This is a genomic window from Neoroseomonas marina, assembly GCF_012927745.1.
GTDB classification, from domain to species: Bacteria; Pseudomonadota; Alphaproteobacteria; order Acetobacterales; family Acetobacteraceae; genus Neoroseomonas; species Neoroseomonas marina.
Genome location: NZ_JABBKX010000005.1, coordinates 296,938 through 319,819, shown reverse-complemented (window position 1 = coordinate 319,819; position 22,882 = coordinate 296,938). Strand labels below are relative to the sequence as shown.

Sequence of the window (22,882 nt, the reverse complement as noted above, 5' to 3'; positions counted from 1 at the left end):
CGCTCAGGTCGCGTAGTCGGGCTCCTCGCGGTCCAGCACGCGGCGCCAGGCGTCGAGGTGCAGCCGCGCGTCGAGCTTCTCGCCCCAGGCGCCGGTGTGGTGGCGGCGCAGGTTGTCCGGCAGCTTGTGCAGCGGCAGGCCCGTCTGCATCGCGGTCATCTGGTACATGGTCGTGCGCTCGGCCATGTAGGTCTCGTCGAAGGCGTCGTGGACGGTCGGCCCGACCACGGTCACGCCATGCCCGCGCATGACCATGATGGTCTTGTCGCCCATCAGCCGCGCGATGCGGTCGCCTTCGTCATTGGTGTGCACCGGCTGGTCGCCGTCGCCGTCGTAGACCGTGCGGTCGTTCAGCAGCAGGCTGTTGTGGTGCGAGAGGGAGAATTCCGCGCCCTCGATCATCGACAGCGCCGTCAGCCAGCGCGGATGGACGTGCACCACGCAGGTCGCCTTGGGGTTCGCCAGGTGGATGCGGCAATGGATGTGGAAGGCGACCTTGCGGAGCTCGCCCTTGCCGCGCAGCACCTGGCCGTCGAGGTTGCAGACGATCAGGTCGCTCGCCCGCAATTCCTGGAACAGGTAGCCGCGCGGGTTGATGAGGAAGGTCGGCTCGGCCTCGTCCGGCAGCATCAGCGAATTGTGGTTGCCGATATGCTCGTTCCAGCCGAGCCGCGCACCGATGCGGAAGACGGCGGCCATGTCGCAGCGGAGCGCCCATTCGCGTTCCTCTGCCTTGCTGCTCGTGAGGTTGCGGACGATGGTCGCCATCGGGGCCTCCTGCGCTGCCGGGCCAAGGCTGGCACGTTCCGCGCAGCGACGCCAATGGGGTGCCGTTGACGCGCGCGCGCCATCGCCGGACGTTGGCGCCGTTGCTGCCGAGGAGTGTTGCCATGTCCCCGCCGTTGTCCATCGCCGAACTGCCGATCACGGGCTACCTCGACCGCTTTTCCCACCGGCCTGGCGAACGCTTCACCGCCCATGTCAGCGTGCGGGACGGCGGGACGGCGCGGGCGCGTCTGGTCCGGGTCATCTCCGGCGATCCGAACCCGGCCGGCCCGGGACTGCGCTTCGAGGACCTGTCCCACCACGTCGATCTCACCTTCGCCGGGCGGCGGCAGCCGATCCGGCTCGGGTCCCACGCGGTGGTGCCGCGCGCGCCGCGCCGCGCGGCCGGACCGCTGACCTGGACGGCGCTGGTCTGGATGGCCGCCCTGCCGCCGGGAGAGGCGACGATCCTGTGCGAGGTGGCGGGGGGCATCGCGGCGACATTGGCGATCGGGCGCGACGGCGTGACCGGCATCGTGAGTGCCGATGCGCGGGCCGTCGTCGTCGCGACGGGAGGCGCGCCTGCTCTACGTCGGTGGCACCGCGTCTGGCTGAGCGCCGATCCCGGCACTGGCCGCGTCGCGGTCGGCATGGTGCCGCTGGACGGCGGCGCGGCGACGGTGGCGACCACGGTGGTGCCTGGGCTGCGGATGCCGCCGGGGGGCGGGCGCATCACCATCGCGGCGAACGGAACCGCGGAGCCGTCCAACCACTTCACCGGCAAGATCGAGGACCCCGCCCTGCTCGAGGGCTATCGCGACGCCTGGCCGCATCCGGAGGCACCACTCGCCACGCTGGCGCCGATCGCCGGCTGGGACTTCGGGCTCGACATTCCGACGCAGCGCATCCTCGACGTCGGCGGCCAGGCCTGCGACGGCTACCTGGTGAACATCCCGACCCGCGCCGTGGTCGGCGCGCGCTGGTCGGGGCGCGAGATGTGCTGGCGCCACGCGCCGGAGGACTACGCCGCGATCCATTTCCACGCCGACGACCTCGGCGATTGCGGCTGGCAGGCGGACGTCGCCTTCGAGGTGCCGGCCGGCCTCCGCAGCGGCGCCTACGCGCTTCACCTCACCTGCGAAGGCGGGGAGGATTGGCTGCCGCTCTACGTCCTGCCGCCGCGCGGGGAGGCGCAGGCGAGGGTCGCCTTCCTCGCCTCGACCTTCACCTATCAGGCCTACGCCAACCATGCGCGGGGGAATGCGGATGCGGCGTACAAGGCGCGCGTCGCGGCCTGGGGTGCCTATCCGCACAATCCCGACGACTATCCGGCCTATGGGCGGTCCACCTACAACAAGCACCCGGACGGGAGCGGCATCGCCTTCTCGTCCCGCCTGCGGCCGATCCTGACCATGCGGCCGGGCTTCCTAACCTTCAACGACGCGCGCGGATCGGGGCTGCGGCACTATCCGGCCGATACGCATCTGCTGGCCTGGCTCGAGGCCAAGGGCATCGCCTTCGACGTCATCACCGATGAGGACCTGCACGACGAGGGCGTCGATCTGCTGAAGCCGTACAGCGTGGTGATGACCGGCTCCCACCCGGAGTACCACACGTTGCAGACCCTCGATGCGCTGGCCGCCTACACGCGGGACGGCGGGCGGCTGATGTATCTCGGCGGCAATGGCTTCTACTGGCGCATCGCGGTGACGCAGACGCTGCCAGGCATGATGGAACTGCGCCGCGCCGAGGGCGGCATCCGGGCCTGGGCAGCCGAACCGGGCGAGTATTGGCACCAGACCGACGGCGCCTATGGCGGCCTGTGGCGGCGCAACAGGCGGCCGCCGCAGATGCTGGCCGGTGTCGGCTTCTCCGGGCAGGGTCTGTTCGAGGGAACGCATTACCGCCTGTTGCCGCTCGGGCGCGATCCCAGGCACGCCTGGATCTTCGACGGCGTGGAGGGCGAGACGTTCGGCGGCTACGGCCTGTCGGGCGGCGGCGCCGCGGGCTTCGAGCTGGACCGCGCGGATTTCGCGCTCGGCACGCCGGAGGGCACGGCGATCCTCGCGCGATCCGAGGACCCACCGTCCTCCTTCGTCACGGTGCCGGAGGAACTGCTGTCCCATGTCGCGACTGTCACGGGTGAAAGGCCCGATGCGCTGAAGCGCGCCGAGATCGTCTACTTCGATACGCCCGGCGGCGGCGCCGTCTTTGCCACCGGGTCGATCACCTGGTGCGGAAGCCTGTGGCAGGATGGCGCCTTCCAGGGGCCCGTGAGCCGCATCATGGAGAACGTGCTGCGCCGTTTCGCAGCGCAATGACGATCATCCCCGGTTGACAGGCCGCGGATCGCGTCGGACGCTTCGCGCAATTCGGGTGGATCACGCATTTTCCGGGGGATGGTGCTCATGAAGCGCTCTCGACTTGCGTCCTCGATCCTCGCGGCGGGCTTCGCCCTGCCCGCGGCGGCCCTCGCGGCACCATTCCAATGCCCGTCGCGCGGCGGCGACATCGTCTTCGGGCAGGAAGCCAACGTGAACTCGCTGGACCAGCATACGTCCAGCACCATCTCCACCCGCAACATCGCGATGAACATCTACGAATCGCTGATGACGCGGGACGAGAACAACCGTCCGATCCTCGAGCTCGCGGAGAGCATGGAGGAAGCGCCGGACGGCATGACCTACACCTTCCGGCTGCGCCGCGGCATCACTTTCCACAACGGCAAGCCGATGACCTCGGCGGACGTCGCGGCCTCCTTCAACCGCTACAACCGCGTCGGGTTGCAGCGCAGCACGCTCGACAACGTGGCGGGCTGGGACACGCCGGACCCGCACACCTTCATCATCCGCATGAAGCAGGTGCAGCCGACCTTCATCGAGGCGTTGTCCTCCTTCTCCGTGCCGATCGTCATCATTCCCTCCGAGCACGAGAACGACGATCGGCAGCAGCTGCGCGCCGTCGGCACCGGGCCGTTCCGGCTTCTGGAATTTACGCCCGGCAGCCACGCGCGCCTCGGCCGCTTCGACGGTTACCAGCCGAACACGGCCTTCGAGCAGCGGACCGGCTTCGGGGGCTATCGCGTCGCCTGCGTCGACACCGTCACCTTCCGCATCGTGACCGAGGCCTCGGCCCGCGTGGCCGGCCTCGAGACCGGCGAGCTGCATGCCGTGGAGGACGTGCCGACCCGTTCGGTCGAGGCGCTGCGCCGCAACAACGCGATCACCATCCTGCCGCTCGAGAACTGGTGGATCCAGATCGCGCTGCCCAACACCTCGACGCCGCCGACCAACAACCTGGCGTTCCGGCGCGCGGTGCAGGCCGCGCTCGGCATGGAAGACATCATGGATGCGGCGACGGACGGCAATTACCGCCTGAACGTCGGCTTCCAGTTCCCGGGCCGCCCCGCCTACACGGACGCCGGCAAGGAGACCTACAACATCAACGACCAGGCGCGCGCCCGCGCGCTGCTGCGGGAATCCGGCTACCGCAACGAGCCGATCACCATCCTGACCAACCGCGACTATCCGCCGATGTACAACGCAGCGCTGGTGATGCAGCAGCAGATGCGCGCCATCGGGATCAACGCGAACCTCCGCGTCGTGGACTGGCCGACCTCGGTGCAGATGTCGCAGCGACTCAACAGCGACGAGTGGCACTTCTACCATACGGGCTGGGGCACGCAGCCGGCGCTCGGCGCACTCGCGACCATGCAGTTCCTGGTCAGCCCCAATGCCGCCTATCGCCCGCGGGACGACCGCGACGATCCGGAAGTGATGGCCGCCTGGACCGCAATGAACAACGAGCGGACCGCGGAAGCCCGCCAGGCCGCCTTCGCCACCATGCAACGCCTGGTGCTGGAACGGGTCTATGCGATTCCCTTCGGATCGCTGACCAAGGTGCAGGCGGTGCGGTCCAACGTGCAGGGCTTCGTGCCCTACCGGATCCCGCGCTTCTCCAACGTGTGGGTCCAGCGATAACGCCATGGCCAGGGTCGCCTTCCGCCGCCTGCTGAGCGCGATCCCGGTTCTCCTCATCGTCAGCCTGATCTCCTTCGGGCTGATGCGGCTGATCCCCGGCGATCCGGCCGCGGCCATCGCAGGTGTTTCCGCCACGCCGGCGCAGATTGAGCAGCTCCGCCGCGACCTCGGCCTCGACCAGCCGATCTACATGCAGCTGCTGGACTATTATCAGGGGCTGGCGCGGGGCGACCTCGGCAGGTCGCTGCTGCTGGGCAAGGGCGTTTTTGCCGCGACGATGGAACGGCTGCCGGTGACGATCGGGCTGTCGCTCTATGCCCTGGTCTTCACCCTGTTGATCGGCATCGCCAGCGGCATCGTCGCGGCGCTGCGGCAGAATTCCTGGATCGACCAGGCGGCGATGATGTTCGCCATGATCGGCATCTCGGTGCCGAATTTCTTCCTCGGCCTGCTGATGATCATCCTCTTCGCCGTGCATCTCGGCTGGCTGCCTTCGGGCGGCTATGTGGCCTTCAGCCAGGATCCGGCGGGGTGGCTCGCCAGCACGACCATGCCGGCCTTCTCGCTGGCGCTGCTGCAGGCAGGGCTGCTGGCGCGCATCACGCGGTCGTCGATGCTCGAGGTACTGCGCCAGGACTACATCCGCACCGCGCGCGCCAAGGGGCTGCCGCAGCGCAAGGTGGTGCTGAAGCACGCGCTGTCGAACGCCCTGATCCCGATCGTGACGGTGGTCGGAATCATCGTCTCCCTGCTGCTGTCCGGTGCGGTGGTGACGGAGGCACTGTTCTCCCTGCCCGGCATGGGCCAGCTGCTGACCCAGGCGGTGCTGAGCCGCGACTATCCGATGGTGCAGGGTGGGTTGCTGCTGGTCACGACTTTCCTGGTGCTGGTGAACATCACGGTGGACACGCTTTACGCCGTGCTCGACCCGCGGGTGCGCTATGAGTGACGTCGCGGACGCCGAAGGCATCGCGCTCAAGCGCGAGCATCCCGCGCGGGCGACGCTGCGGCGGCTGTTCCGTCATCGCCTGTTCGTCACCGGGCTGCTGCTGTTCGGCGTCATCGCCGTCATCGCCATCACGGCGCCCTGGATCACCACGGCCGATCCGCAGCGCCTGTCGATGCGCAACAAGTTCCTTCCGCCCGGCGAGGCCTGGGTGTTCGGCACCGACAATTTCGGTCGTTCGCTGTGGTCGCGGGTGGTCTGGGGTGCGCAGCTGTCGATGATCATCGGGGCGTCGGTGGTCGGGCTGAACGCGGTGTTCGGCACGCTGATCGGGGCGCTCGCCGGATACTTCCGCCGTCTCGACAATGCGCTGATGCGCGTGAACGACGCGCTGATGGCCTTCCCGGCGATCCTGCTCGCCATCGCCGTGACCTCGGTGCTGGGGCCATCGACGCTGAACGTCATCCTGGCGCTGTCGATCGTCTACATCCCGCGTACCGCGCGCATCGTCCGTTCGTCGGTCATCGTGCTGCGGGAGATGGAATACGTGCAGGCCGCGGTCGCCGCCGGTGCTGGACACTGGCGCATCCTGCGCCACCACATCCTGCCCAACGCCATGGCGCCGATGATCGTGCAGCTGTCGTTCCTCTTCGCCTATGCGGTGCTGAGCGAGGCGACGCTCTCCTTCCTCGGCGTCGGCGCGGTGCCGCCGACGCCCACCTGGGGGAACATCATGGCCGAGGGCCGCGACTTCATGCGCGAGGCCCCCTGGATCATCACCATTCCCGGCGTCGCGCTGATGATCACGGTGATGGGGCTCAACCTGCTTGGCGACGGTCTGCGCGACGTGCTCGACCCGCGGCTCAGGATCCAGCAGTGAATCTTCTCGAGGTCCGCGGCCTGACCACCGCCTTCATGACCGGGCGGGGCGAGGTGAACGCCATCGAGGAGGTCTCCTTCTCGCTGAAGGAAGGCGAGATCCTCGGCATCGTCGGCGAGTCCGGTTCCGGCAAGTCGGTCACGGCGCTCACCGTCATGGGCCTGCTGCCGCAGCCCCCGGCCCGTGTGGCGGCCGGCGAGGTCGTCTTCAACGGACAGAACCTGACGCGCATGTCGGACCGCGACATGCAGCGCATCCGCGGCCCCGGGATCTCGATGATCTTCCAGGAGCCGATGACCTCCCTGAATCCGGTCTTTTCCATAGGCGACCAGATCATGGAGACGATCGCGGCGCATGAACGCCTGTCCCAGGCGGACCTGCGCAAGCGCGCGATCGACATGCTGGACAAGGTGGGCATTCCCTCCGCCTCGAAGCGGCTCGACGACTATCCCCACCAGATGTCGGGCGGGCAGCGGCAGCGCGTGATGATCGCCATGGCGCTCGCCTGCAATCCGAAGCTGCTGATCGCCGACGAACCGACCACGGCACTCGACGTGACGATCCAGGCGCAGATCCTCGACCTGCTGATGGACCTGCGCGACGAGTTCGGCATGGCGATCATGATCATCACCCACAACATGGGCGTGATCGCGGAGACCGCGGACCGCGTGCTGGTGATGTATGCCGGCCGGGTTATCGAGGAAGCCCCCGTCGCCCAGGTCTTCGACCGCCCGCTGCACCCCTATACGCGTGGTCTGCTGGAATGCGTCCCCTCCTTGACCGAGGACAAGCCGCGCCTGGTTGCCATTCCCGGAACGCTCCCCGAACCCGCGCGCCGCCCGCCGGGCTGCCGCTTCGCCCCGCGCTGCAGCCACGCGCTGCCGGCCTGCTCCGAAGCCATCCCGGGTCTCGAGCTGCTGGAGCCTGCCCACACCGTCGCCTGTTTCCGCGCGCAGGAGCTCGCGCCGGCATGACGACGCCCCTGGTCACTGCGAGCGGCCTGTCCAAGCATTTCGAGGTCGGCGGCGGCGGCTTCTTCGGCCTGCGCAAGGCCGCGACGCTGAAGGCGGTGGACGAGGTCTCCTTCACCATCAACGCCGGCGAGACGCTCGGCCTGGTCGGCGAATCCGGCTGCGGCAAGTCGACACTCGGCCGGCTGCTGCTGCGGCTGATCGAACCGACCTCCGGCACCATCGCCTTCGACGGGAACGACATCACCCGCATCGGCCGGATGGAGATGCGCGGCTATCGCCGGTCCATGCAGATCATCTTCCAGGACCCCTACGGCGCGCTGAACCCACGCATGTCGGTCGAGGACATCATCGCCGAGCCGCTGGTCATCCACGGCGCGAAGCCGGGCGCGGAGACCCGGAAGCAGGTCACGCAGATGCTGGAGAAGGTCGGCCTGCCGGCGCGCGCGCTCGACCGCTTCCCGCATGAATTCTCGGGCGGCCAGCGCCAGCGCATCGGCATCGCTCGCGCGCTGGTCCTGCATCCACGGCTGATCGTCTGCGACGAGGCGGTCTCGGCACTCGACGTCTCGGTACAGGCGCAGATCGTCAACCTGCTGCAGGATTTGCAGCGGGAGATGGGTCTGACCTACCTGTTCATCGCGCACGACCTGTCCGTGGTGCGGCATATCTCTGACCGCGTGGCGGTGATGTATCTCGGCAAGGTGGTCGAGGTCGCGGACAAGAAGACGATCTACGCCGCGCCGCTGCATCCCTACACCCAGGCGCTGATCGCCGCGGTGCCGGCCCAGCATCCCGCGCAGCGCTCGCGCGGCCGGCGCCAGCGCATTGCGGGCGATATTCCATCCGCCCTGAATCCGCCCTCCGGCTGCCGCTTCCACACGCGCTGCCCGCACGTCATGCCCGTCTGCCGCGAACGCGCGCCGGAGCTGCGCGAGGCCGCCGCGGGCCACCAGGTCGCCTGCCATCTGACCGATATCTGAGGAACGCCATGTCCCAACAACGGAAGTCCCGCCTGGTCCCGGAAGTGGACTTTGCGAAGGACGGGAAGCAGACGGGCTTCATCCGCCTGTTCCATTCGACGCATGACTCCGCCTACGGCTTCCTGCCTGTGCCGATCGTGGTGGTGAAGAACGGTGAGGGGCCGACAGCGCTCTTCACCTCCGGCAACCACGGCGACGAATATGAAGGCCAGGTCGCGCTGACGAACCTGATCAAGTGGCTCGAGCCCGGCATGATCAAGGGCCGCGTCATCATGATGCCGATGGCGAACTACCCGGCGGCGCTGATCGGGCGCCGCGTCTCGCCGATCGACGACCTCAACATGAACCGCATCTTCCCGGGCGATCCGGACGGCACCGTGACGCGGCAGATCGCGCACTACATCGACAGTGAGTTGATCCCGCTGGCCGACCTGGTGATCGACCTGCATTCGGGTGGTTCCTCGCTGAACTACATCCCGACGGCGCTCGCCAAGCAGTCGGCCGATCCGGTGCTGTACCAGAAGCAGCTCGCCGCGCTGCGGGCCTTCGGCGCGCCCTACACCTACATCCAGGGCGGGGCGCAGGGGCAGGGCGGCGACCAGACGTTGGGGTCCGGTGCGGACCGGCGCGGCAAGATCGCGCTCGGGACGGAACTCGGCGGGGCGGGGGCGGTGAACGCGTCAGGCCTCGCGATCGCCGAACGCGGGCTGCGCAACCTTCTCGCCCATCTCGGCATCCTCGGGCAGGAACATTTCGTCGAACCACCGGCGCCGACGCGCTTCCTCGATGTGCGCGGACCCGAGATGTACGTCTATGCGCCCGAGAACGGCGTCTTCGAACCGCTGGTCGAGTTGGGCGACACGGTCGCACCGGGCACGCCCGCCGCGCGCATCCACATGCCCGAGACGCCCTGGCTGCCGCCGGTCGAGATCGCCTTCAAGGCCGCGGGCATCGTCATGTGCAAGCGCATCCCCGCGCGGACCAAACGCGGGGACTGCCTGTTCCACCTGGCGAGCGACCTCGCCGTCTAGCCGTTACTGCGGCTCGATCCCGGCGGCGCGCACCACGGTCGACCAGCGGTCGACCTCGCTGCGCACCAGCCGGGCGAGGGCCTCGGGGCCCTGCTGGTCGGGCGCGGCGGGGATGGAGCCCAGCGCCTCGATCCGCTGGCGGATGGCGGGATCGGCGAGGGCCGCGCGCAACGCGCCGTCCAGCTTTGCCACCACCGGCGCCGGCGTCCCACGCGGCGCGAAGACCGCGTTCCAGCCCTGGAAGATGTAGTCCGGCACGCCGGCCTCGGCGGCCGAGGGCACGTTCGGCGCATTCGGGTTGCGCGTCGCGGCGGCGGTCAGCAGCCCGCGCATGGTGCCGGCCTGGATCTGTGGCACGGCGGCGGGGGCGAGCACGCAGGCGCTGTCCACCTGCTGCCCGCCGGCGCCCGAGACGTTCTCCACCACCACGCTGCGGCCGAGGGTGCGGGACATGTGCTCCGCGGCGATGCGCGCCAGCACGTCGGTCGCGCCGCCCGGGGCGAAGACGACGATCATGCTGATCTGGCGGTTGGGGAAATCCTGCGCGCGCGCCGGCAAGGCGCAGCCCAGCAGCAGCGCCGCCGCGGCGGCGAATAGGCGCTTCATCCGATCGTTCCTCCAGAGCCTGGCGGCTGGTTCTGCCGCCTTTCGTGTTACGCATAGCGAAACGCTTTTCGGATTTCTGCGTCAAGTGTATCTAGAACGGTAACGCATTTCGGCAGGCGATTCCCGATCGCCTGCCCCGGACTGGAAACCACCATGATGCCGACCGATCCGCCCGCCCCGGCCAGCACGAAGGACCCCTACCTGCTCGCCTCGCTGCATCGCGGGCTGGAGGTGCTGGACTGCTTCGCCGCGCGGGATTCCTGGGGCCTGGCCGACCTCGCCGCCCATCTGGGGCAGAACAAGGCGACGATCTTCCGCGTGCTCCATACGCTCGAGCAGTTCGGCTACCTGGCGAAGGACGCGGCGACCGGGCGCTATTCGCTCGGCCTCAGGCTGCATGCCCTGGGGGCCGCGGCCGTGCGCAACGAGCAGCTCCGCTGGCAGGCCCTGCCGCCGCTGCAGGACCTCGCCGAGAGCACCGGCGAGACGGTGCATGTCGGCATCCTGCATGACGGCATCGTCGTCACCGTGCAGATCGTCGAGGGCACGCACGCAGTCCGCATGCACTCCACCGTCGGCAAGCGCAGCCCCGCCCATGCCAGCGCGCTGGGAAAGGTGCTGATGGCCTACCTGCCGGATGCCGAGGTGGACGCCGTCGTCACCGCCCACGGACTGCCGCGCTTCACCGCCAACACCATCACCACCCCCGAGGCGCTGCGCGAGCGGCTGCACCGCGTGCGCCTCGACGGCTATGCGCAGGACGAGGAGGAGATCGAGGCGGGCCTGCGCTGCGTCGCCGCGCCGATCACCGACCATGCGGGACGGCCGACCGCCGCGCTGGCCATCTCCGCCCCGGCTTCGCGCATGGATCCTGCGCGCGTCGCCGCGCTGATCCCGCAGGTGAAAGCCACGGCGCTGCGCATTTCACGCATGCTCGGCAGCCCCTCCATGGCGGCCGCCTGATACGACTCGAGAGGAAACGACCATGGACGGCAGCAGCAAGCAGGCGCTGATGAACGGCGCCGACATCATCGTCGACCACCTGGTGAAGCAGAAGGTGCCCTACCTGTTCGGCCTCTGCGGCCACGGCATCACCGGCTTCATGGATGCCGCCTTCAAGGCGCAGAACCGCATCCGCACCGTCTCGACGCATCACGAGCAATCCGCCGGCCACATGGCCGATGCCTACTACAAGGTGAAGGGGGAACCGGTGGCGACCTTCACCTCCTGCGGTCCGGGCTCGGCGAACCTGGTGGTCGCGCTGGCGGCGGCGATGATGGATTCCTCCGCCTTCCTCGCCATCACCGGCAACGTGCCGACGAGCCAGTTCAACCGCGGGCCCTTCCAGGAATCGGGGCGGCACTTCCAGGGCGACTTCCCCTCCGTGGTCCGTCCGTATGTGAAGCGATCCTTCCAGCCGACGCGGGCGGACATGGTGCCGCTCGCGGTGACGCAGGCCTGGGACATGCTGACCTCGGGCCGTCCCGGACCGGTGAACCTCGATGTGCCGCTCAACGTCTTTGTCGAGGAGACGGATGTGCGCGCCCATGGCGGTGCGATGAGCCGCATCGTCAACGCCGCGCCGGGCAACCCGAAGGAGCTGACCGCGGCGCTCGAACTCCTGCTCGCTGCGAAGCAACCGGTGATCATCGCCGGGCAGGGTGTGCTGATCGGCCATGCCTCCGATGCACTGACCGCCTTCGCGGAACTCACGGGCATACCGGTCGTCACCAGTCCGAACGGCAAGGGCGCGATCCCCGACCGCCACGCGCTGGCCTTCGGCGCCATCGGGCGCAACGGCGCCTACGCGGCGAACGACGCGACGCGCAACGCCGATGTCATCCTCGCCATCGGTTTCTCCTTCGACGACCGCGCGACCAGCGGCTGGCTCGACGGCTACACGCTCTCGGTGCCGCCCTCGCGCCTGATCCAGATCGACATCGATCCCTCCGAGATCGGGCGGAACTATCCGGCGGAATACGGCATCCTCGGCGATGCGCGGGCGAGCCTCGAATTCCTCATCGAGGCAGCGCGGCCGCGGCTGACCCCGGGCCGCAGCATCGCGGCGTGGATCGCGCGTCTCGACAAGGGCCGGACCGTCTGGCGCGAGTACCAAGGCGGCCTGGCGGAGTCCGACCAGATGCCGCTGCGCCCCGAGCGCCTGATGCGCGCCCTGTCGCGCGCCATCCCCGAGGACGCGGTCGTCGCCTCCGACGTCGGCGTGCACCACAACTGGATCATCCAGCTGATGGATACGCTGCGCCCGCGCCACCTGATCCATTCCTGGGGCTTCGCGGCGATGGGCTTCGCGACCTCGGGCATCCTGGGTGCGAAACTCGCCGCGCCGGATCGCCCCTGCGTCGCGGTGGTCGGCGACGGGTCCTTCCTGATGACGCCGCATGCGCTGGCCACCGCGGTGGAATACGACATCCCCGTCGTCTGGGTGGTGTGGAACAACAATGGCTTCTGCTCGATCCGCGACATCCAGCACGGCATGTTCGGCGGGCGGGAACTGGCGACAGCCTTCGAGATCCAGCGCAGCGGCGAGCTCTACAGCCCCGACTTCGCATTGATGGCGAAGTCCTACGGCGTGCCGTCCCACCGCGTGACGCACGCCGGCGAGGTCGAGGACGCCATCCAGACCGCCATCAAGGCGAACCGCCCTTACCTCGTGGAAGTGCCGGTGGACCGCGACATCCGCCCGATCGGCACCGGGTCCTGGGACCTGCCGCCGCTGCCCAATCCGGAGCCGAACTTCCTCAAGGCGCTGCAGGCCCGCGGCCTGAGCCTGTGAAGTCCAGGCCGGGACCGGGGCGTTGAGAACCCCGGCCCGGCACCGACGCCCGGGGCCAGGAACGACAAGGGAGGAATTCGATGAACCGCAGGATGCTTCTCGCCGGCGCCGGTGCGCTGGCGATCCCGACGCTGAGTCCCGTGCGCGCCCAGGCGGCGATCTCGGACGGGGTGGTGAAGATCGGCGTGCTCGACGACATGTCGGGCGTCTTCTCCGACCAGCAGGGCATGGGCGACGTGGTCGGCGCGCGCATGGCGGCCGAGGATTTCGGCGGCCGCGTCCACGGCGCGCCGATCGAGGTCGTCCACGCCGACCTGCAGAACCGGGCCGATGTGGGCCTCGCCATCGCGCGGCGCTGGTACGACCAGGAGAAGGTCGACGCCATCTTCGGCCTTGGCAATTCCGCCGTCGCGCTGGCGGTGCAGAACCTCTCGCGCGAGCGCCAGCGCATCGACGTCCCGATCGCCGCCGGCACGACCGACCTGACGGGCAAGGATTGCTCGCCCTACGGCATCCACTGGACCTACGACAACTACTCCGCCGCCAAGGGGCCGGTGACGGCGCTCGTCGGCAATGGGCGGAAGAAGTGGTTCTTCCTCACCTCCGACTACGCCTTCGGCCATTCGCTCGAGCAGAACGCCTCGCAGATCCTGCAGGGCCTCGGCGGCACGGTGACCGGCAGCGCGCGGGCGCCGCTGGGCGAGACGGACTACTCCTCCTACCTGGTGCGCGCCGCGGCCTCGGGCGCCGAGGTGGTCGGCATCTGCGCCGGCGGGGCGGACATGATCAACATCGCCAAGCAGATGGGCGAGTTCGGCCTGCTTCGCCGCGGCATCCAGCCGGCGGCACTGAACTGCTCGCTGACCAACATCAAGTCCATCGGGCTCGAGACCGGACAGGGCCTCGTCTACTCCGAGCCCTACTACTGGGACCAGAACGACGAGACGCGCGCCTTTGCCACGCGCTTCCAGCGCATCCACGGTCGCCCGCCCACCGCCTTCCAGGCCAGCACCTGGGGCGCAGTGACGCATTACCTTAAGGCGATCCAGGCGGCCGGCACCGACGCCGCGCCCGCCGTCATGACGAAGATGCGGGAGATCCCGATCAACGACTTCATGACGCGCAACGGCTCCATCCGCATCGACGGCCGCGTGATCCGCGAGATGTACCTGATGCGCGTCAAGCGTCCGGGCCAGAACCTTGGGGAATGGGACCTGCTCGAGGTCGCGCAGGCCATCCCGGGCGACCAGGCCTTCCGCCCGCTTGCCGAAGGCGGCTGCCCGTTGGTGCGCTGAGGAACGGCGTCAGGAGGCGGCGGCGAGGTCCTCGGCCGCCGCTTCCAGCACGACGACGCGGTTCCGCCCGTCGCGTTTGGCGCCGTAGAGCGCGGCATCGGCGCGTTCGATCCAGCGATCGATCGCCTCCCCCGGTTCGTAGCGCGCGATGCCGACCGAAACGGTGATGCTGCCGATAGGCGCGGCATTGGCGCGCAGGCTGATCCGCCGGGCGGCAAGTGCCGCCCGTAGCCTCTCCCCATGCGCCGCGGCCTCTGGCAGCGGCGTCGCGGGCATCAGCAGGGCGAACTCCTCCCCGCCATACCGCGCGGCGCGGCCTGTGTCGGGACGCGTCTGCGCCAGCGTCGCGGCGACCAGCCGGATCACCGCATCCCCCACCGCATGGCCCCAGGCATCGTTCACGCGCTTGAAGTGGTCGATGTCGATCATCAGCAGGCAGAGCGAGTCCCCGCTGTTCATCGCCCGTGCCGCATGTTCCAGCACCATGCTGTCGAAGGCGCGGCGGTTGGGCAGGGTGGTCAGCGCATCGGTCAGCGATGCCTGGTGGGCCACGGCGAGCTGCCGTTCCAGCTCGGCGATGCGTTCGCCGGAGGCGCTGAGTTCCTCCCCGAGCCGTGCCGAACGCACCGACAGCGCCGCGGTCTCCGCCGCCAGCTCGGCGATCAGCGTCGCGAGCCCCTGCGTCCCAGCCTCCATGTCGACCGCGGCCGCGTTGAGCCGGTCCCCGTAGCGGGCGGCGTCGGCTCCGGCTTCCAGGATGCGCTCGGCCGCCGCCCGCATCGCGACGCGCGCTTCCCGCGCGGCCTGGCGCTCGGCGCCGTCGACGAGGAAGAGGTCGTGCAGTTCCGCCATCATGTAGCTGTCGATGGCGCGCCGGTTCGACAGGGCGACCGAGAGCACGCGCCGCAGCCCCGTCTTGCGGCCGGCGTGGAACTCGAACCAGACGGCGTAGTTCACCGGCGTCGGCGGCAGCGCGTGCTGTCGCATCGATTCAAGCGCCGCCGCGCACAGCACGGCGGCGTCGCCCGAAGCCGAATCCTGCATGCAGTCCCCCAAGGCCGCTGCCTGGGAGAGACTGCGTGCGGTCACGTGAATCGATGGTTATCCGGCGACGGACCGTCGGCACTCCGCCCCGGACGAATGCCCTCCACGCGGCCTCTCATCGGAACCGCCGCCAGGCCTCCCGATGTTCCTCATGCGCATGAGGCTGCGCGTGGCCGTGGGTGCGCAGGAAGCGCCGGTCGATGTCGGCGATGATCGCGTCCGCATCTTCCTTCGCGATCAGGCGCAGCATGGCGTCGATCTTCGCCTCGGTGCGGTCGTCATTCTCTTTGGACGCGGGCGATCCGATGTACAGGAAGTAGGCGAGGCCCACGACCTGCCACAGCAATTGCAGGATTTCCGACTGCCAGTTCTCGAAGGTGTCCCGTGCCATCTCCACGAGGAAACCGCCGACCTCGGGTGTCGTCGCATGGGTCGTCTGCTCGTTGAGGTACGCTTTCCATCCGAACCACCAGTGCAGCCCCAGGGAGACGGCGAAGAACAGCAAGGTGATCCAGGCATAGGCGTAGCGCCGGAACCATCCCCCGGCGCTGCCCGATGCTTCGTCCATGCTCCGGTCGCGCGCACCCATCGTCCGGGCCCGTCGATCGTCGCCGCGGATCAGGGCGGCGGCCGGAGGTAGGCGATGTCGCGTGCGCCCTGCGCCGCGCCAAGGACGGCCGCTGCGGCCCCGATGAGCAAGGCGGCGAAGGCCCAGAAGGCGGAAATGGCGCCGGCCGTGGCCGCTGCATCCGCGACCTCGCGCGCGCGCTGTTCGGCCCGCTGCGCCGCTTCGCGGGCCCGCTGTTCGTAGGCGGCGATGCGCTGCTCCGCCTCGGCCTCCGGGATGCCGGCTTCGGCGGCAATCAACGCCGCTAGGCGGCGCCGTTGGCCGGGCCCGAATTCCCCGTCGCGCACGCGGTTCCCGACGATCGCTGCGATCTCGGCGCCACGTTGTTCGGTCGTCATGCGGGAGACGTCCGCCGGCGTCGCCAGGGTCGTGCGCAACTGCTGCACGAGGCCGGCCGGATCGTCGATGCGCGGCGCCGCGGTGCCGGCGGCGGCACCCGCCGCTGCCGCTCCGCCCCGGACGGCACCGCCCAGGACCGACCCGACGGCATTCGTCGCCGTCGTCGCCGAACCGATCGCGATGACACCCGCCACGATCGAGGAGAGTGTGACCGCGCAGCCCCACACACCCAGCCCGTGCAGCGAGCTGTCCCACCGGTCGGCATTGCCCGAGAGTCGTGCCGCGGCGTACCCGCCGATCCCGAGGGAGGCGAGGGCGGTGAACAGGGTCCAGGCGCCGGCCATCAGCAGCACTGTCGTCGCCGAGGGAGAGTCACGGTCCACCGCGTCGACCGACGTCATTCCGACGCCGAGGCCGAGCAGATGCAGCAGCAGGCCGACGGCGATCGCGATCAGCGTTCCGACGAAGACGCTGCTGAAGGATACGCGGGTCCGGAGCTTGGCCCCGCCCTCCGCCACCGCGTTCATCGCGGGCACCGCAGTATAGTCCGACATCACCGGTTCTCCTTGGGTGGGCTCGCGGTCAGCGCGATGCCTGGTAAAGTTTGGCGGCAATCTCGAACATCTCCTCGGGCGCATAGTTGGGCGTGAAGGCCGAGGGCACGCCTTCGAGCTGATGGATCTTCCCGCCGTCGGGCATGCCGGGAACCACCTCGAGCGTCCCTTCCGGATCGGCTGGCAACGCCGTCTCGTCGCCGCCCCAGATACCCGCCATCTCCGCGTAATCTGCGGGGCTGAAGGTGTAGAGGCGCCGATGCGATCCTTCCGCCAGGTACTTCTGGCATTCGGGAATGTTGTCGAGCGGGATGTTCGGCACCGGCAGCATCTTCTCGATGGCAACGCCGGTGATCTTCTTCAGCGCGAGCGCATAGGCATGCGCGTGGACCGAGCCGCGCACGAGAAGGTAGCCGCAGACCTCGCGCCCGGTCGGATCGGACAGGCTCTCGTACACCCGCAGCTTGTGCAGCCGCGCGCCGCATTCGAGATGGAAGTTGTGCAGGAGATCGAGGACCACGTTGCCCGTCGTGGTGACGAAGTCCGCGTTCCAGGATGCGCCATTGGCGTTCACCGGCGTCGCGCCCCCGGCATTCGAGAAGAAGGCAGCCGCCAGCCGGATGTCCTTCATCGCCTCGAAGGGCGCGTCGGCGACATCGCCGCCGTCCGGGGCGGGATCGCGATCCGGCCCGTTGGCCAGCATGGCGACGCCATTGGACACCAGTTCCACATGCCCCAGTTCTTCTGCCGTGATGCTGGCCACCAGGCTGTAGAACGGGCGCAGCTTGCTCTTGCTGCGGAAATTGAAGCTCTGGAACATGTAGTTCCCGAGGGTCGACATCTCCCCGTACTTCCCGCCGAGCAATTCCTGCAGGGCGGCCGCGGCGTTCGGATCCTGGCGCCGTGGAGCGGGGATCTCGACCTGCAGCCTGTCGATGCGCTGGAACATGGTGGTCATACCTCGCTCTGCGGAATGGTCGGTCGTGACGGGGGACCGGCGGCGGGGGCGCGCGTCCCCGCCGCCGGGCTTCGTCAGGTCCTCTTGCCGGCGCGCATCTGCGTGGTGCCGGACGTCTTCTCGGACCCGTCCTCCTCGCCACCCGATCCCGCGGGCTTGAGGCGAAGGTTGTTCTGGACGTGCTTCACGCCCGATGCGGCATCGGCGATATCCTCGGCGCGACGCTTGTCGCCGCGTTCCCGGACATTGCCGGCGAGGGTGACCTCGCCGTCCTTCACCTCGACCTCGATATCCGTGGCATCCAGATTCGAGTCATCGGCCAGGCGACTGCAGACATCCTCGCGGATCTGCTCGTCGTTCCTGCTGTAGCCGCGCGGCCCCTTGCCCCGATGCGGCCCTTCCGCCTGCCCGGCGGAGAAGGGGTCCTGCTGTCCCACGCCGATGCGATCCTGGGTGAGCGCGCTGGGCCAGTCCTCGTCGCGGTACTCGTCGCGCTCGCGGCCGGGCTTGTCGCGCCGCGCCCAGTCGCTTCGCGCGAAGTCGGCCTCGGGCGAAGGATAGCGATCATCGTCGGAGCGGCCGTAGTCGGGACGATCATCCCGGCTGCGGCGACCGAAGGTGTCGCCATCGGGCCTGTCGACACCGTAGCGATCCCCGCCACCGCCGTAGTACGACCGCCCGTAGTCCTGGCGGTCCCGGCCCGCGTCGTCGCGGTCCCGACCGTAGCGATACGCCCGACCGGATTCGTGATCCTCATAGCGCCCGCGTTGCGGCATCACCTGAAACTCCCCTGGACATGCGAGAACTGCGGCACCGGATGAAGGAAGGCGTGGGCGGCCACGGTGCCCGTGGCCGCCCGCCGCCCCGGCACGCTAGCGGCGGTTCTGCCACCCGCGTCGGGAGGCTTCGGAATGACCCTCGGGGTCACCGAACCAGCCGCCCTGACCGCGTCCGCCGCGATCGTCGTCATCGTCGCGGTAGCGGCCGCGGCCACCATCGCGCCGATGCTCCCAGCCGAGGCGAGACGCTTCGGCATGACCCCGGGGATCGCCGAACCAACCGCCCTGGCCACGGTCGCGATCGTCGTCGCGGTAGCGGCCACCACGGCGGTCGCCGTCATCGTCCCGATAGCGGCCACCGCCGCCCTCGCGCCGGTGATCCCAACCCATCCGCGATGCTTCCGAACGGCCGCGCGGGTCGCCAAACCAGCCGCCCTCGCCGTGGTCACGGCCTTCGCCGCGATAGCGGTCCCGGCCGTCATCGTCGTCGTCGCGATAGCCGCGGCCGCGGCCTTCCCAGCCACGGCGCGCGGCCTCCGAATGGCCGCGGGAGTCGCCGTACCAGCCGCTGCTGCGGGGACGATCGTCGTCGTCGCGGCCCGACCGCGAGCGGCGGTAGCCGTCGTCATCGTCGTCGGACACGAAGCGGCCCCGATCGTCCCTGTCGCGATCGTAGCCGCGCGATTCATAGCGGCCGCGGCCGCCCCGCCGATCGTCGTCGTCGTCGGACACGAAGCGACCACGCTCGTCGCGGTCCGGCATGTTCCGGTTCATTGGCATGCTGCGTCTCCATTCATCTTTGGCGATATTGAGCGGACGATGGCCGCTCGGTTGCCGCAAAGGAGAACCGGTCGTCCGCCCCGAAGTTCGCAGCGCTGCATGAACAGCGATGAGAGTCTTCCGCGCATCGAGCCTGCCTTCCAAACCCGCTCGCGCACGAGGAAACGCCACGCGGCGCGGGGCTGCATGGCGTGTCGAATGCGGTGTGCGGTGTCGCTGCAGGCGACCTCGAGGCGCGGTCGCCTACGTGCCGGCGCCCGTCGCCAGGAAGCGCTGCACCACCGCCGGCGTGTTCTCCTCGAGCCAACGCGCCATCTGCTGTTCGTCTTCGAGGATGCGCCTGCAGATCGACACGGTCTCGGCGTCGCCGAGCGCCTCGGCGGCTGCGATGATGATCGCGTAGGAGGCGATCTCCATGTGCTCGAAGGTCGTGCTCGCCAGCGTCGCCTTGATGACCTCGTCCGCCACGAAGAGGCCGCTGAGCCCCTGTGCGAAGGCCGTCGCGCGTGCGGTCATGTCCTTGATGGTCGAGGACGCGGTGCCATGCCGTCTCAAGCAGGCGTCCACGAGGCGCGCATGCTCACGCGTTTCGGATTGGTGCTGCAGAAGGCGCAGCTTGAGGTCCCCGTAGCTTTCGAGACGGCCGGCCGTCGATGCGAGCATCTGTTCCGCCTGCTCCTCCATCGCATGCGCATCGCGCAGCCACTGGAGAAAGATGTCGCGGCTATCTGCCATCGATGCCGGTCCTCACGCCCGCATTGCGGGACCGACATCCCGCGGGCGGCGCGGCCCACCGCGCTTCGTCGCGCGATCGGGTACAGGGCGCAGTTTCGATTTGGCAGGTGCCGTCGCCTTCACGCTCGCCGCAGCAGGCGCATCCTTCTTGATCCGAGGCATCGGGTCATCTCCGGTTGGACCTTCCTAGAACCGTCGCGTGCGGGCGGAGGTTCACGCGCAGCAGCGCTGTGCTGTCGGTGCTGCCAGCATCGACGACGCAGGCCGGTACGATTGCTGTATCGGGAAGGGGCGCTCGCGGCGAATTGACGGATCGCGGCTGCGGCGGCCGCCGGGTGCGAATCAATCACTTCGGCGGCGAAGCGCGCTGCTTCGCAGTTGCCCACAGCGCACGCTCGAAGAAATGTGAGTGCCAGCACGGATCGGCCCTCCTACCTTCCGCGCAAACGCAGAACCGGAGGGGCATCATGGGATCGAAGATCGAAGTACTGCGTGTCGGACCGCATACGGCTCGGTTCCAGGTCAGGCAGGGACTTCTGTTCGGCCACGTGCTGTTCGGCGACGACGACGTTCCCGATGACGAGATGCGGGAGAAGATGCTGCACGATCCGTCGGTGAATGCCGTCATCGCCAGCTGGCTTGCCGAGAACGGCGAGACGGTCGGCAGTCCATCGCCGCCGAAGCTGACATGGGATGAGATCTGCCTGCGGGTGCTCGTCGCGGCCGGTTAGGGGCGCGGACGGCGGCTGCTTGGGGTGCTTGAGCTCGCGGCGTTCCCGGCCGCCGCGGCGGCCGGTGTGGTGGTGTCCCCGGCGAGATTCGAACTCACGGCCCCAGGATTAGGAATAATGGATACCGGGTCCGTCGTGGGGTGACTGAGGGGTCCGCGAGCCCTCAGGTGCCCGCAAAACCGTTGATATGCCGGGAAGGGCATGAGACAAGGACGGACACAAGCGGTCCGTCCTACTCGACAATGGGGGTCCGCTAGGGGTCCGCATTGTTGGGCCGGGCGCGCGGAGGAAGGCGGTGGCGGTACGGCTCACGGACGCGGTTGTTGGGGCCCTGGCTTGTCCTGCGGGGGTCAAGGACACCCTCGTATTCGATGACGCCCTCCGAGGCTTTTACGTCCGAGTTCCGGCCAAGGGTGCGAAGGTCTTCGGCCTTCAGTACAAGGTGGCCGGCCAGAAGCGGCGGCTCGTCATCGGCACCTGGGGCACGGAACTCACCACCGCTCAGGCCCGAAAGCGAGCCGAACAAGAGCGGGGCAGGGTCCGCGCTGGCGGCGATCCGGTTTCCGAGCGCAAGGCTGCGGTGGCCGCGCAAAAGGCTGAGCGCCAACGCGTAGCTTTCACTGTCCGGATCATGATCGACCAATGGAGCGAGAAGCACCTGTCGCAGCGGACCGCAGACTACCGTTCGCAAAGCGAGGGAACCTTGAAGGCGGCCTTTGATAAGCTCCTGGACAAGCCGGCTGCCGCCATAACGAAGACCGACGTCCGCGAAGCCCTCGATGCCACGGCTGGGGCGAGGGGCCCCTATGCCGCGAACCATCTGCACGCGGCCGGGCATGCATGCTGGAAATTCGCGATCGGCCGGGGCGAGATCGAGGTAAATCCGTGGGCCAGCATCCCAAAGCCGACCAAGGCGGTCGCCCGAGACCGAGTCCTCAGCGATGACGAGATTGTCGCCGTGTGGAAGGCGACGGAGGGAATGGCTCGGACCTGGCGCAACATCACCCGCCTGCTGATCCTGACGGCGCAGCGCCGCAGTGAGGTCGCCGGGATGACCTGGGCAGAAGTAGATCTCGAGCGCGCAATGTGGACCATCCCGCGAGAGCGCGCCAAGAACAATGCGACCCACCTTGTGCCGCTCTCCGCCTCCGCACTGGAGATCATTCGATCGCAGCCGCGCGAGAAGGGTGCCATCTACGTGTTCCAGAGCCGCGGCGAGACATCGCCATCCGGCTTCAGCAAGATGAAGGCGCGGCTCGACGACGCTGTTGGGGAGAGCGTTGCGCCTTGGGTCCTGCATGATCTGCGGCGGACTGCAGCAACAGGGATGCAGCGGCTTGGCGTGCTGCCCGTGATTATCGAGGCAGTGCTGAATCACGTGAGCGGAACGCGCACCGGCATCGTCGGCGTCTATCAGCGCCACCAGTACGAGGCAGAGCGACGCGACGCGCTCGACCGTTGGTCGAAGCATGTCATGGATTTGATTGCCGCGGCCGACACCGGGATGGCGGGGGCGGTGCCCTCAGCAAAGATCCCAGCCACCACTCACAGGCCGAGCCCGACCTCACTTGGGCTTCGCTACATCAATGAGGAGATGCTTTGCCTAGCCGCTGAGAATCCGCATCTCCGCAGTAAGGCCCTTGCCGAGTTGCGAGTTAGGACGGGACGGGTCCGCGCGGCGGATCGAGAGACCGAAGAGAAGCGCTTCGATAGAATGCTCAGAGCGCTAGAGAGGAATGGGACGAATGCTGGCAGATTAATCACTGCCATGAACGAGCGGCGGGAGGCGGTTGCGCAGTGGATGAAGGCCGTTCGGCGCGCCCAATCTCTCGGCGTGCAGTTTGATCCCCGGCTCGAGCGGCTCAATGCGGACTTCGAGGATCAGTCCAACTCGATCCAGCGTCGGTGGCAGGCGCTTCGCGAACTGACGGACCTGCTCAATAGCGAGAATGCTGTGCCGAGCAATCTGGACGAGGTGATGCGAGAGATCGCAAGCAGAGCGACCGCGCGCTCGAGATAAACTGTCCCCCCTCGGCGGGCAGACTGTCCCCCGGCGCGTCCGCTCGTGTCCGCTATTCCTCCG

The 22,882-nt window shown here is 68.6% G+C and carries 21 protein-coding genes; 12 read left to right on the top strand and 9 right to left on the bottom strand.

Features of this window, described 5'->3' with window-relative positions:
• Positions 1–3: 3 nt before the first annotated feature.
• Entirely contained in the window at positions 4–768 is a 765-nt protein-coding gene (locus GWK16_RS16485) for a class II aldolase/adducin family protein (protein ID WP_170055056.1), read from the bottom strand.
• Between the two features lie 122 nt (positions 769–890).
• Between GWK16_RS16485 and GWK16_RS25310 the strand changes: the two genes are divergently transcribed.
• From GWK16_RS25310 to GWK16_RS16450, 7 genes are all read left to right on the top strand, one after another.
• Positions 891–3,086, top strand: coding sequence for a N,N-dimethylformamidase beta subunit family domain-containing protein (locus GWK16_RS25310; RefSeq protein WP_248291424.1), 2,196 nt, complete (start codon positions 891–893; stop codon positions 3,084–3,086).
• A gap of 87 nt (positions 3,087–3,173) precedes the next feature.
• A complete protein-coding gene (locus GWK16_RS16475; RefSeq protein WP_170055055.1) occupies positions 3,174–4,745 on the top strand; it encodes an ABC transporter substrate-binding protein in 1,572 nt (523 codons plus the stop codon).
• A 4-nt stretch (positions 4,746–4,749) separates the two neighbouring features.
• Positions 4,750–5,694 (top strand): ABC transporter permease, encoded by a 945-nt coding sequence (locus GWK16_RS16470; RefSeq protein WP_170055054.1) that lies wholly within the window; start codon positions 4,750–4,752, stop codon positions 5,692–5,694.
• The gene (locus tag GWK16_RS16465) at positions 5,687–6,571 is read left to right on the top strand and encodes an ABC transporter permease (RefSeq protein ID WP_168040671.1); all 885 of its coding nucleotides are present in this window, start codon (positions 5,687–5,689) and stop codon (positions 6,569–6,571) included. Before GWK16_RS16470 ends, GWK16_RS16465 begins: the two co-directional genes overlap by 8 nt.
• Positions 6,568–7,545 (top strand): ABC transporter ATP-binding protein, encoded by a 978-nt coding sequence (locus GWK16_RS16460; protein WP_338144493.1) that lies wholly within the window; start codon positions 6,568–6,570, stop codon positions 7,543–7,545. The genes GWK16_RS16465 and GWK16_RS16460 overlap by 4 nt, the downstream gene beginning before the upstream one ends.
• The gene (locus tag GWK16_RS16455; protein ID WP_170055053.1) at positions 7,542–8,525 is read left to right on the top strand and encodes an ABC transporter ATP-binding protein; all 984 of its coding nucleotides are present in this window, start codon (positions 7,542–7,544) and stop codon (positions 8,523–8,525) included. The genes GWK16_RS16460 and GWK16_RS16455 overlap by 4 nt, the downstream gene beginning before the upstream one ends.
• An 8-nt stretch (positions 8,526–8,533) precedes the next feature.
• Positions 8,534–9,556: a succinylglutamate desuccinylase/aspartoacylase family protein gene (locus GWK16_RS16450; protein ID WP_170055052.1), complete on the top strand. Its 1,023-nt coding sequence runs from the start codon at positions 8,534–8,536 to the stop codon at positions 9,554–9,556.
• 3 nt (positions 9,557–9,559) lie between these two features.
• On the opposite strand, the gene GWK16_RS16445 is transcribed toward GWK16_RS16450, so the two are convergent.
• Positions 9,560–10,162: a Bug family tripartite tricarboxylate transporter substrate binding protein gene (locus GWK16_RS16445; RefSeq protein ID WP_170055051.1), complete on the bottom strand. Its 603-nt coding sequence runs from the start codon at positions 10,160–10,162 to the stop codon at positions 9,560–9,562.
• A gap of 153 nt (positions 10,163–10,315) precedes the next feature.
• Here GWK16_RS16445 and GWK16_RS16440 point away from each other — a divergent pair, with 153 nt between their 5' ends.
• From GWK16_RS16440 to GWK16_RS16430, 3 genes are all read left to right on the top strand, one after another.
• Entirely contained in the window at positions 10,316–11,125 is an 810-nt protein-coding gene (locus tag GWK16_RS16440) for an IclR family transcriptional regulator (protein WP_170055050.1), read from the top strand.
• A gap of 22 nt (positions 11,126–11,147) precedes the next feature.
• On the top strand, positions 11,148–12,956 hold the full coding sequence (locus tag GWK16_RS16435; protein ID WP_170055049.1) for a thiamine pyrophosphate-binding protein: 1,809 nt from the start codon (positions 11,148–11,150) through the stop codon (positions 12,954–12,956).
• A gap of 80 nt (positions 12,957–13,036) precedes the next feature.
• Complete coding sequence (locus tag GWK16_RS16430; RefSeq protein WP_211187477.1) at positions 13,037–14,251, top strand: ABC transporter substrate-binding protein; 1,215 nt, start codon at positions 13,037–13,039, stop codon at positions 14,249–14,251.
• Positions 14,252–14,260: 9 nt separating this feature from the next.
• Here the strand turns inward: GWK16_RS16430 and GWK16_RS25750 are convergent, their stop codons facing one another.
• The 7 genes from GWK16_RS25750 to GWK16_RS16395 form a co-directional block, all read right to left on the bottom strand.
• Entirely contained in the window at positions 14,261–15,340 is a 1,080-nt protein-coding gene (locus GWK16_RS25750; protein ID WP_170055048.1) for a diguanylate cyclase, read from the bottom strand.
• 70 nt (positions 15,341–15,410) lie between these two features.
• A complete protein-coding gene (locus GWK16_RS16420) occupies positions 15,411–15,863 on the bottom strand; it encodes a DUF6766 family protein (RefSeq protein ID WP_170055047.1) in 453 nt (150 codons plus the stop codon).
• A 50-nt stretch (positions 15,864–15,913) separates the two neighbouring features.
• Positions 15,914–16,816, bottom strand: a complete 903-nt coding sequence (locus GWK16_RS16415) for a hypothetical protein (RefSeq protein WP_170055046.1) — start codon at positions 16,814–16,816, stop codon at positions 15,914–15,916.
• Between the two features lie 28 nt (positions 16,817–16,844).
• The gene (locus GWK16_RS16410) at positions 16,845–17,774 is read right to left on the bottom strand and encodes a manganese catalase family protein (protein WP_248291423.1); all 930 of its coding nucleotides are present in this window, start codon (positions 17,772–17,774) and stop codon (positions 16,845–16,847) included.
• Between the two features lie 74 nt (positions 17,775–17,848).
• Complete coding sequence (locus GWK16_RS16405) at positions 17,849–18,550, bottom strand: BON domain-containing protein (protein WP_170055093.1); 702 nt, start codon at positions 18,548–18,550, stop codon at positions 17,849–17,851.
• A 96-nt stretch (positions 18,551–18,646) separates the two neighbouring features.
• Positions 18,647–19,315, bottom strand: coding sequence for a hypothetical protein (locus GWK16_RS16400; protein WP_170055045.1), 669 nt, complete (start codon positions 19,313–19,315; stop codon positions 18,647–18,649).
• A 261-nt stretch (positions 19,316–19,576) separates the two neighbouring features.
• Positions 19,577–20,068: a DUF892 family protein gene (locus tag GWK16_RS16395; protein WP_170055044.1), complete on the bottom strand. Its 492-nt coding sequence runs from the start codon at positions 20,066–20,068 to the stop codon at positions 19,577–19,579.
• Between the two features lie 230 nt (positions 20,069–20,298).
• Here GWK16_RS16395 and GWK16_RS16390 point away from each other — a divergent pair, with 230 nt between their 5' ends.
• The gene (locus GWK16_RS16390) at positions 20,299–20,799 is read left to right on the top strand and encodes a hypothetical protein (RefSeq protein WP_170055043.1); all 501 of its coding nucleotides are present in this window, start codon (positions 20,299–20,301) and stop codon (positions 20,797–20,799) included.
• A 295-nt stretch (positions 20,800–21,094) separates the two neighbouring features.
• Positions 21,095–22,819, top strand: coding sequence for a tyrosine-type recombinase/integrase (locus GWK16_RS16385; RefSeq protein ID WP_170055042.1), 1,725 nt, complete (start codon positions 21,095–21,097; stop codon positions 22,817–22,819).
• Positions 22,820–22,882 lie beyond the last annotated feature (63 nt).

Excerpts from the sequence above, each read along its gene's own strand:
- GWK16_RS16435 (WP_170055049.1), top strand. The coding sequence starts at position 11,148 with ATGGACGGCAGCAGCAAGCAGGCGCTGATGAACGGCGCCGACATCATC.
- GWK16_RS16465 (WP_168040671.1), top strand. The coding sequence starts at position 5,687 with ATGAGTGACGTCGCGGACGCCGAAGGCATCGCGCTCAAGCGCGAGCAT.
- GWK16_RS16455 (WP_170055053.1), top strand. The coding sequence starts at position 7,542 with ATGACGACGCCCCTGGTCACTGCGAGCGGCCTGTCCAAGCATTTCGAG.
- GWK16_RS16400 (WP_170055045.1), bottom strand. The coding sequence starts at position 19,315 with ATGCCGGACCGCGACGAGCGTGGTCGCTTCGTGTCCGACGACGACGAC.
- GWK16_RS16470 (WP_170055054.1), top strand. The coding sequence starts at position 4,750 with ATGGCCAGGGTCGCCTTCCGCCGCCTGCTGAGCGCGATCCCGGTTCTC.
- GWK16_RS16405 (WP_170055093.1), bottom strand. The coding sequence starts at position 18,550 with ATGCCGCAACGCGGGCGCTATGAGGATCACGAATCCGGTCGGGCGTAT.
- GWK16_RS16485 (WP_170055056.1), bottom strand. The coding sequence starts at position 768 with ATGGCGACCATCGTCCGCAACCTCACGAGCAGCAAGGCAGAGGAACGC.
- GWK16_RS16445 (WP_170055051.1), bottom strand. The coding sequence starts at position 10,162 with ATGAAGCGCCTATTCGCCGCCGCGGCGGCGCTGCTGCTGGGCTGCGCC.
- GWK16_RS16430 (WP_211187477.1), top strand. The coding sequence starts at position 13,037 with ATGAACCGCAGGATGCTTCTCGCCGGCGCCGGTGCGCTGGCGATCCCG.
- GWK16_RS25310 (WP_248291424.1), top strand. The coding sequence starts at position 891 with ATGTCCCCGCCGTTGTCCATCGCCGAACTGCCGATCACGGGCTACCTC.
- GWK16_RS16440 (WP_170055050.1), top strand. The coding sequence starts at position 10,316 with ATGATGCCGACCGATCCGCCCGCCCCGGCCAGCACGAAGGACCCCTAC.
- GWK16_RS16420 (WP_170055047.1), bottom strand. The coding sequence starts at position 15,863 with ATGGACGAAGCATCGGGCAGCGCCGGGGGATGGTTCCGGCGCTACGCC.
- GWK16_RS16410 (WP_248291423.1), bottom strand. The coding sequence starts at position 17,774 with ATGACCACCATGTTCCAGCGCATCGACAGGCTGCAGGTCGAGATCCCC.
- GWK16_RS16475 (WP_170055055.1), top strand. The coding sequence starts at position 3,174 with ATGAAGCGCTCTCGACTTGCGTCCTCGATCCTCGCGGCGGGCTTCGCC.
- GWK16_RS16450 (WP_170055052.1), top strand. The coding sequence starts at position 8,534 with ATGTCCCAACAACGGAAGTCCCGCCTGGTCCCGGAAGTGGACTTTGCG.
- GWK16_RS16395 (WP_170055044.1), bottom strand. The coding sequence starts at position 20,068 with ATGGCAGATAGCCGCGACATCTTTCTCCAGTGGCTGCGCGATGCGCAT.
- GWK16_RS16415 (WP_170055046.1), bottom strand. The coding sequence starts at position 16,816 with ATGTCGGACTATACTGCGGTGCCCGCGATGAACGCGGTGGCGGAGGGC.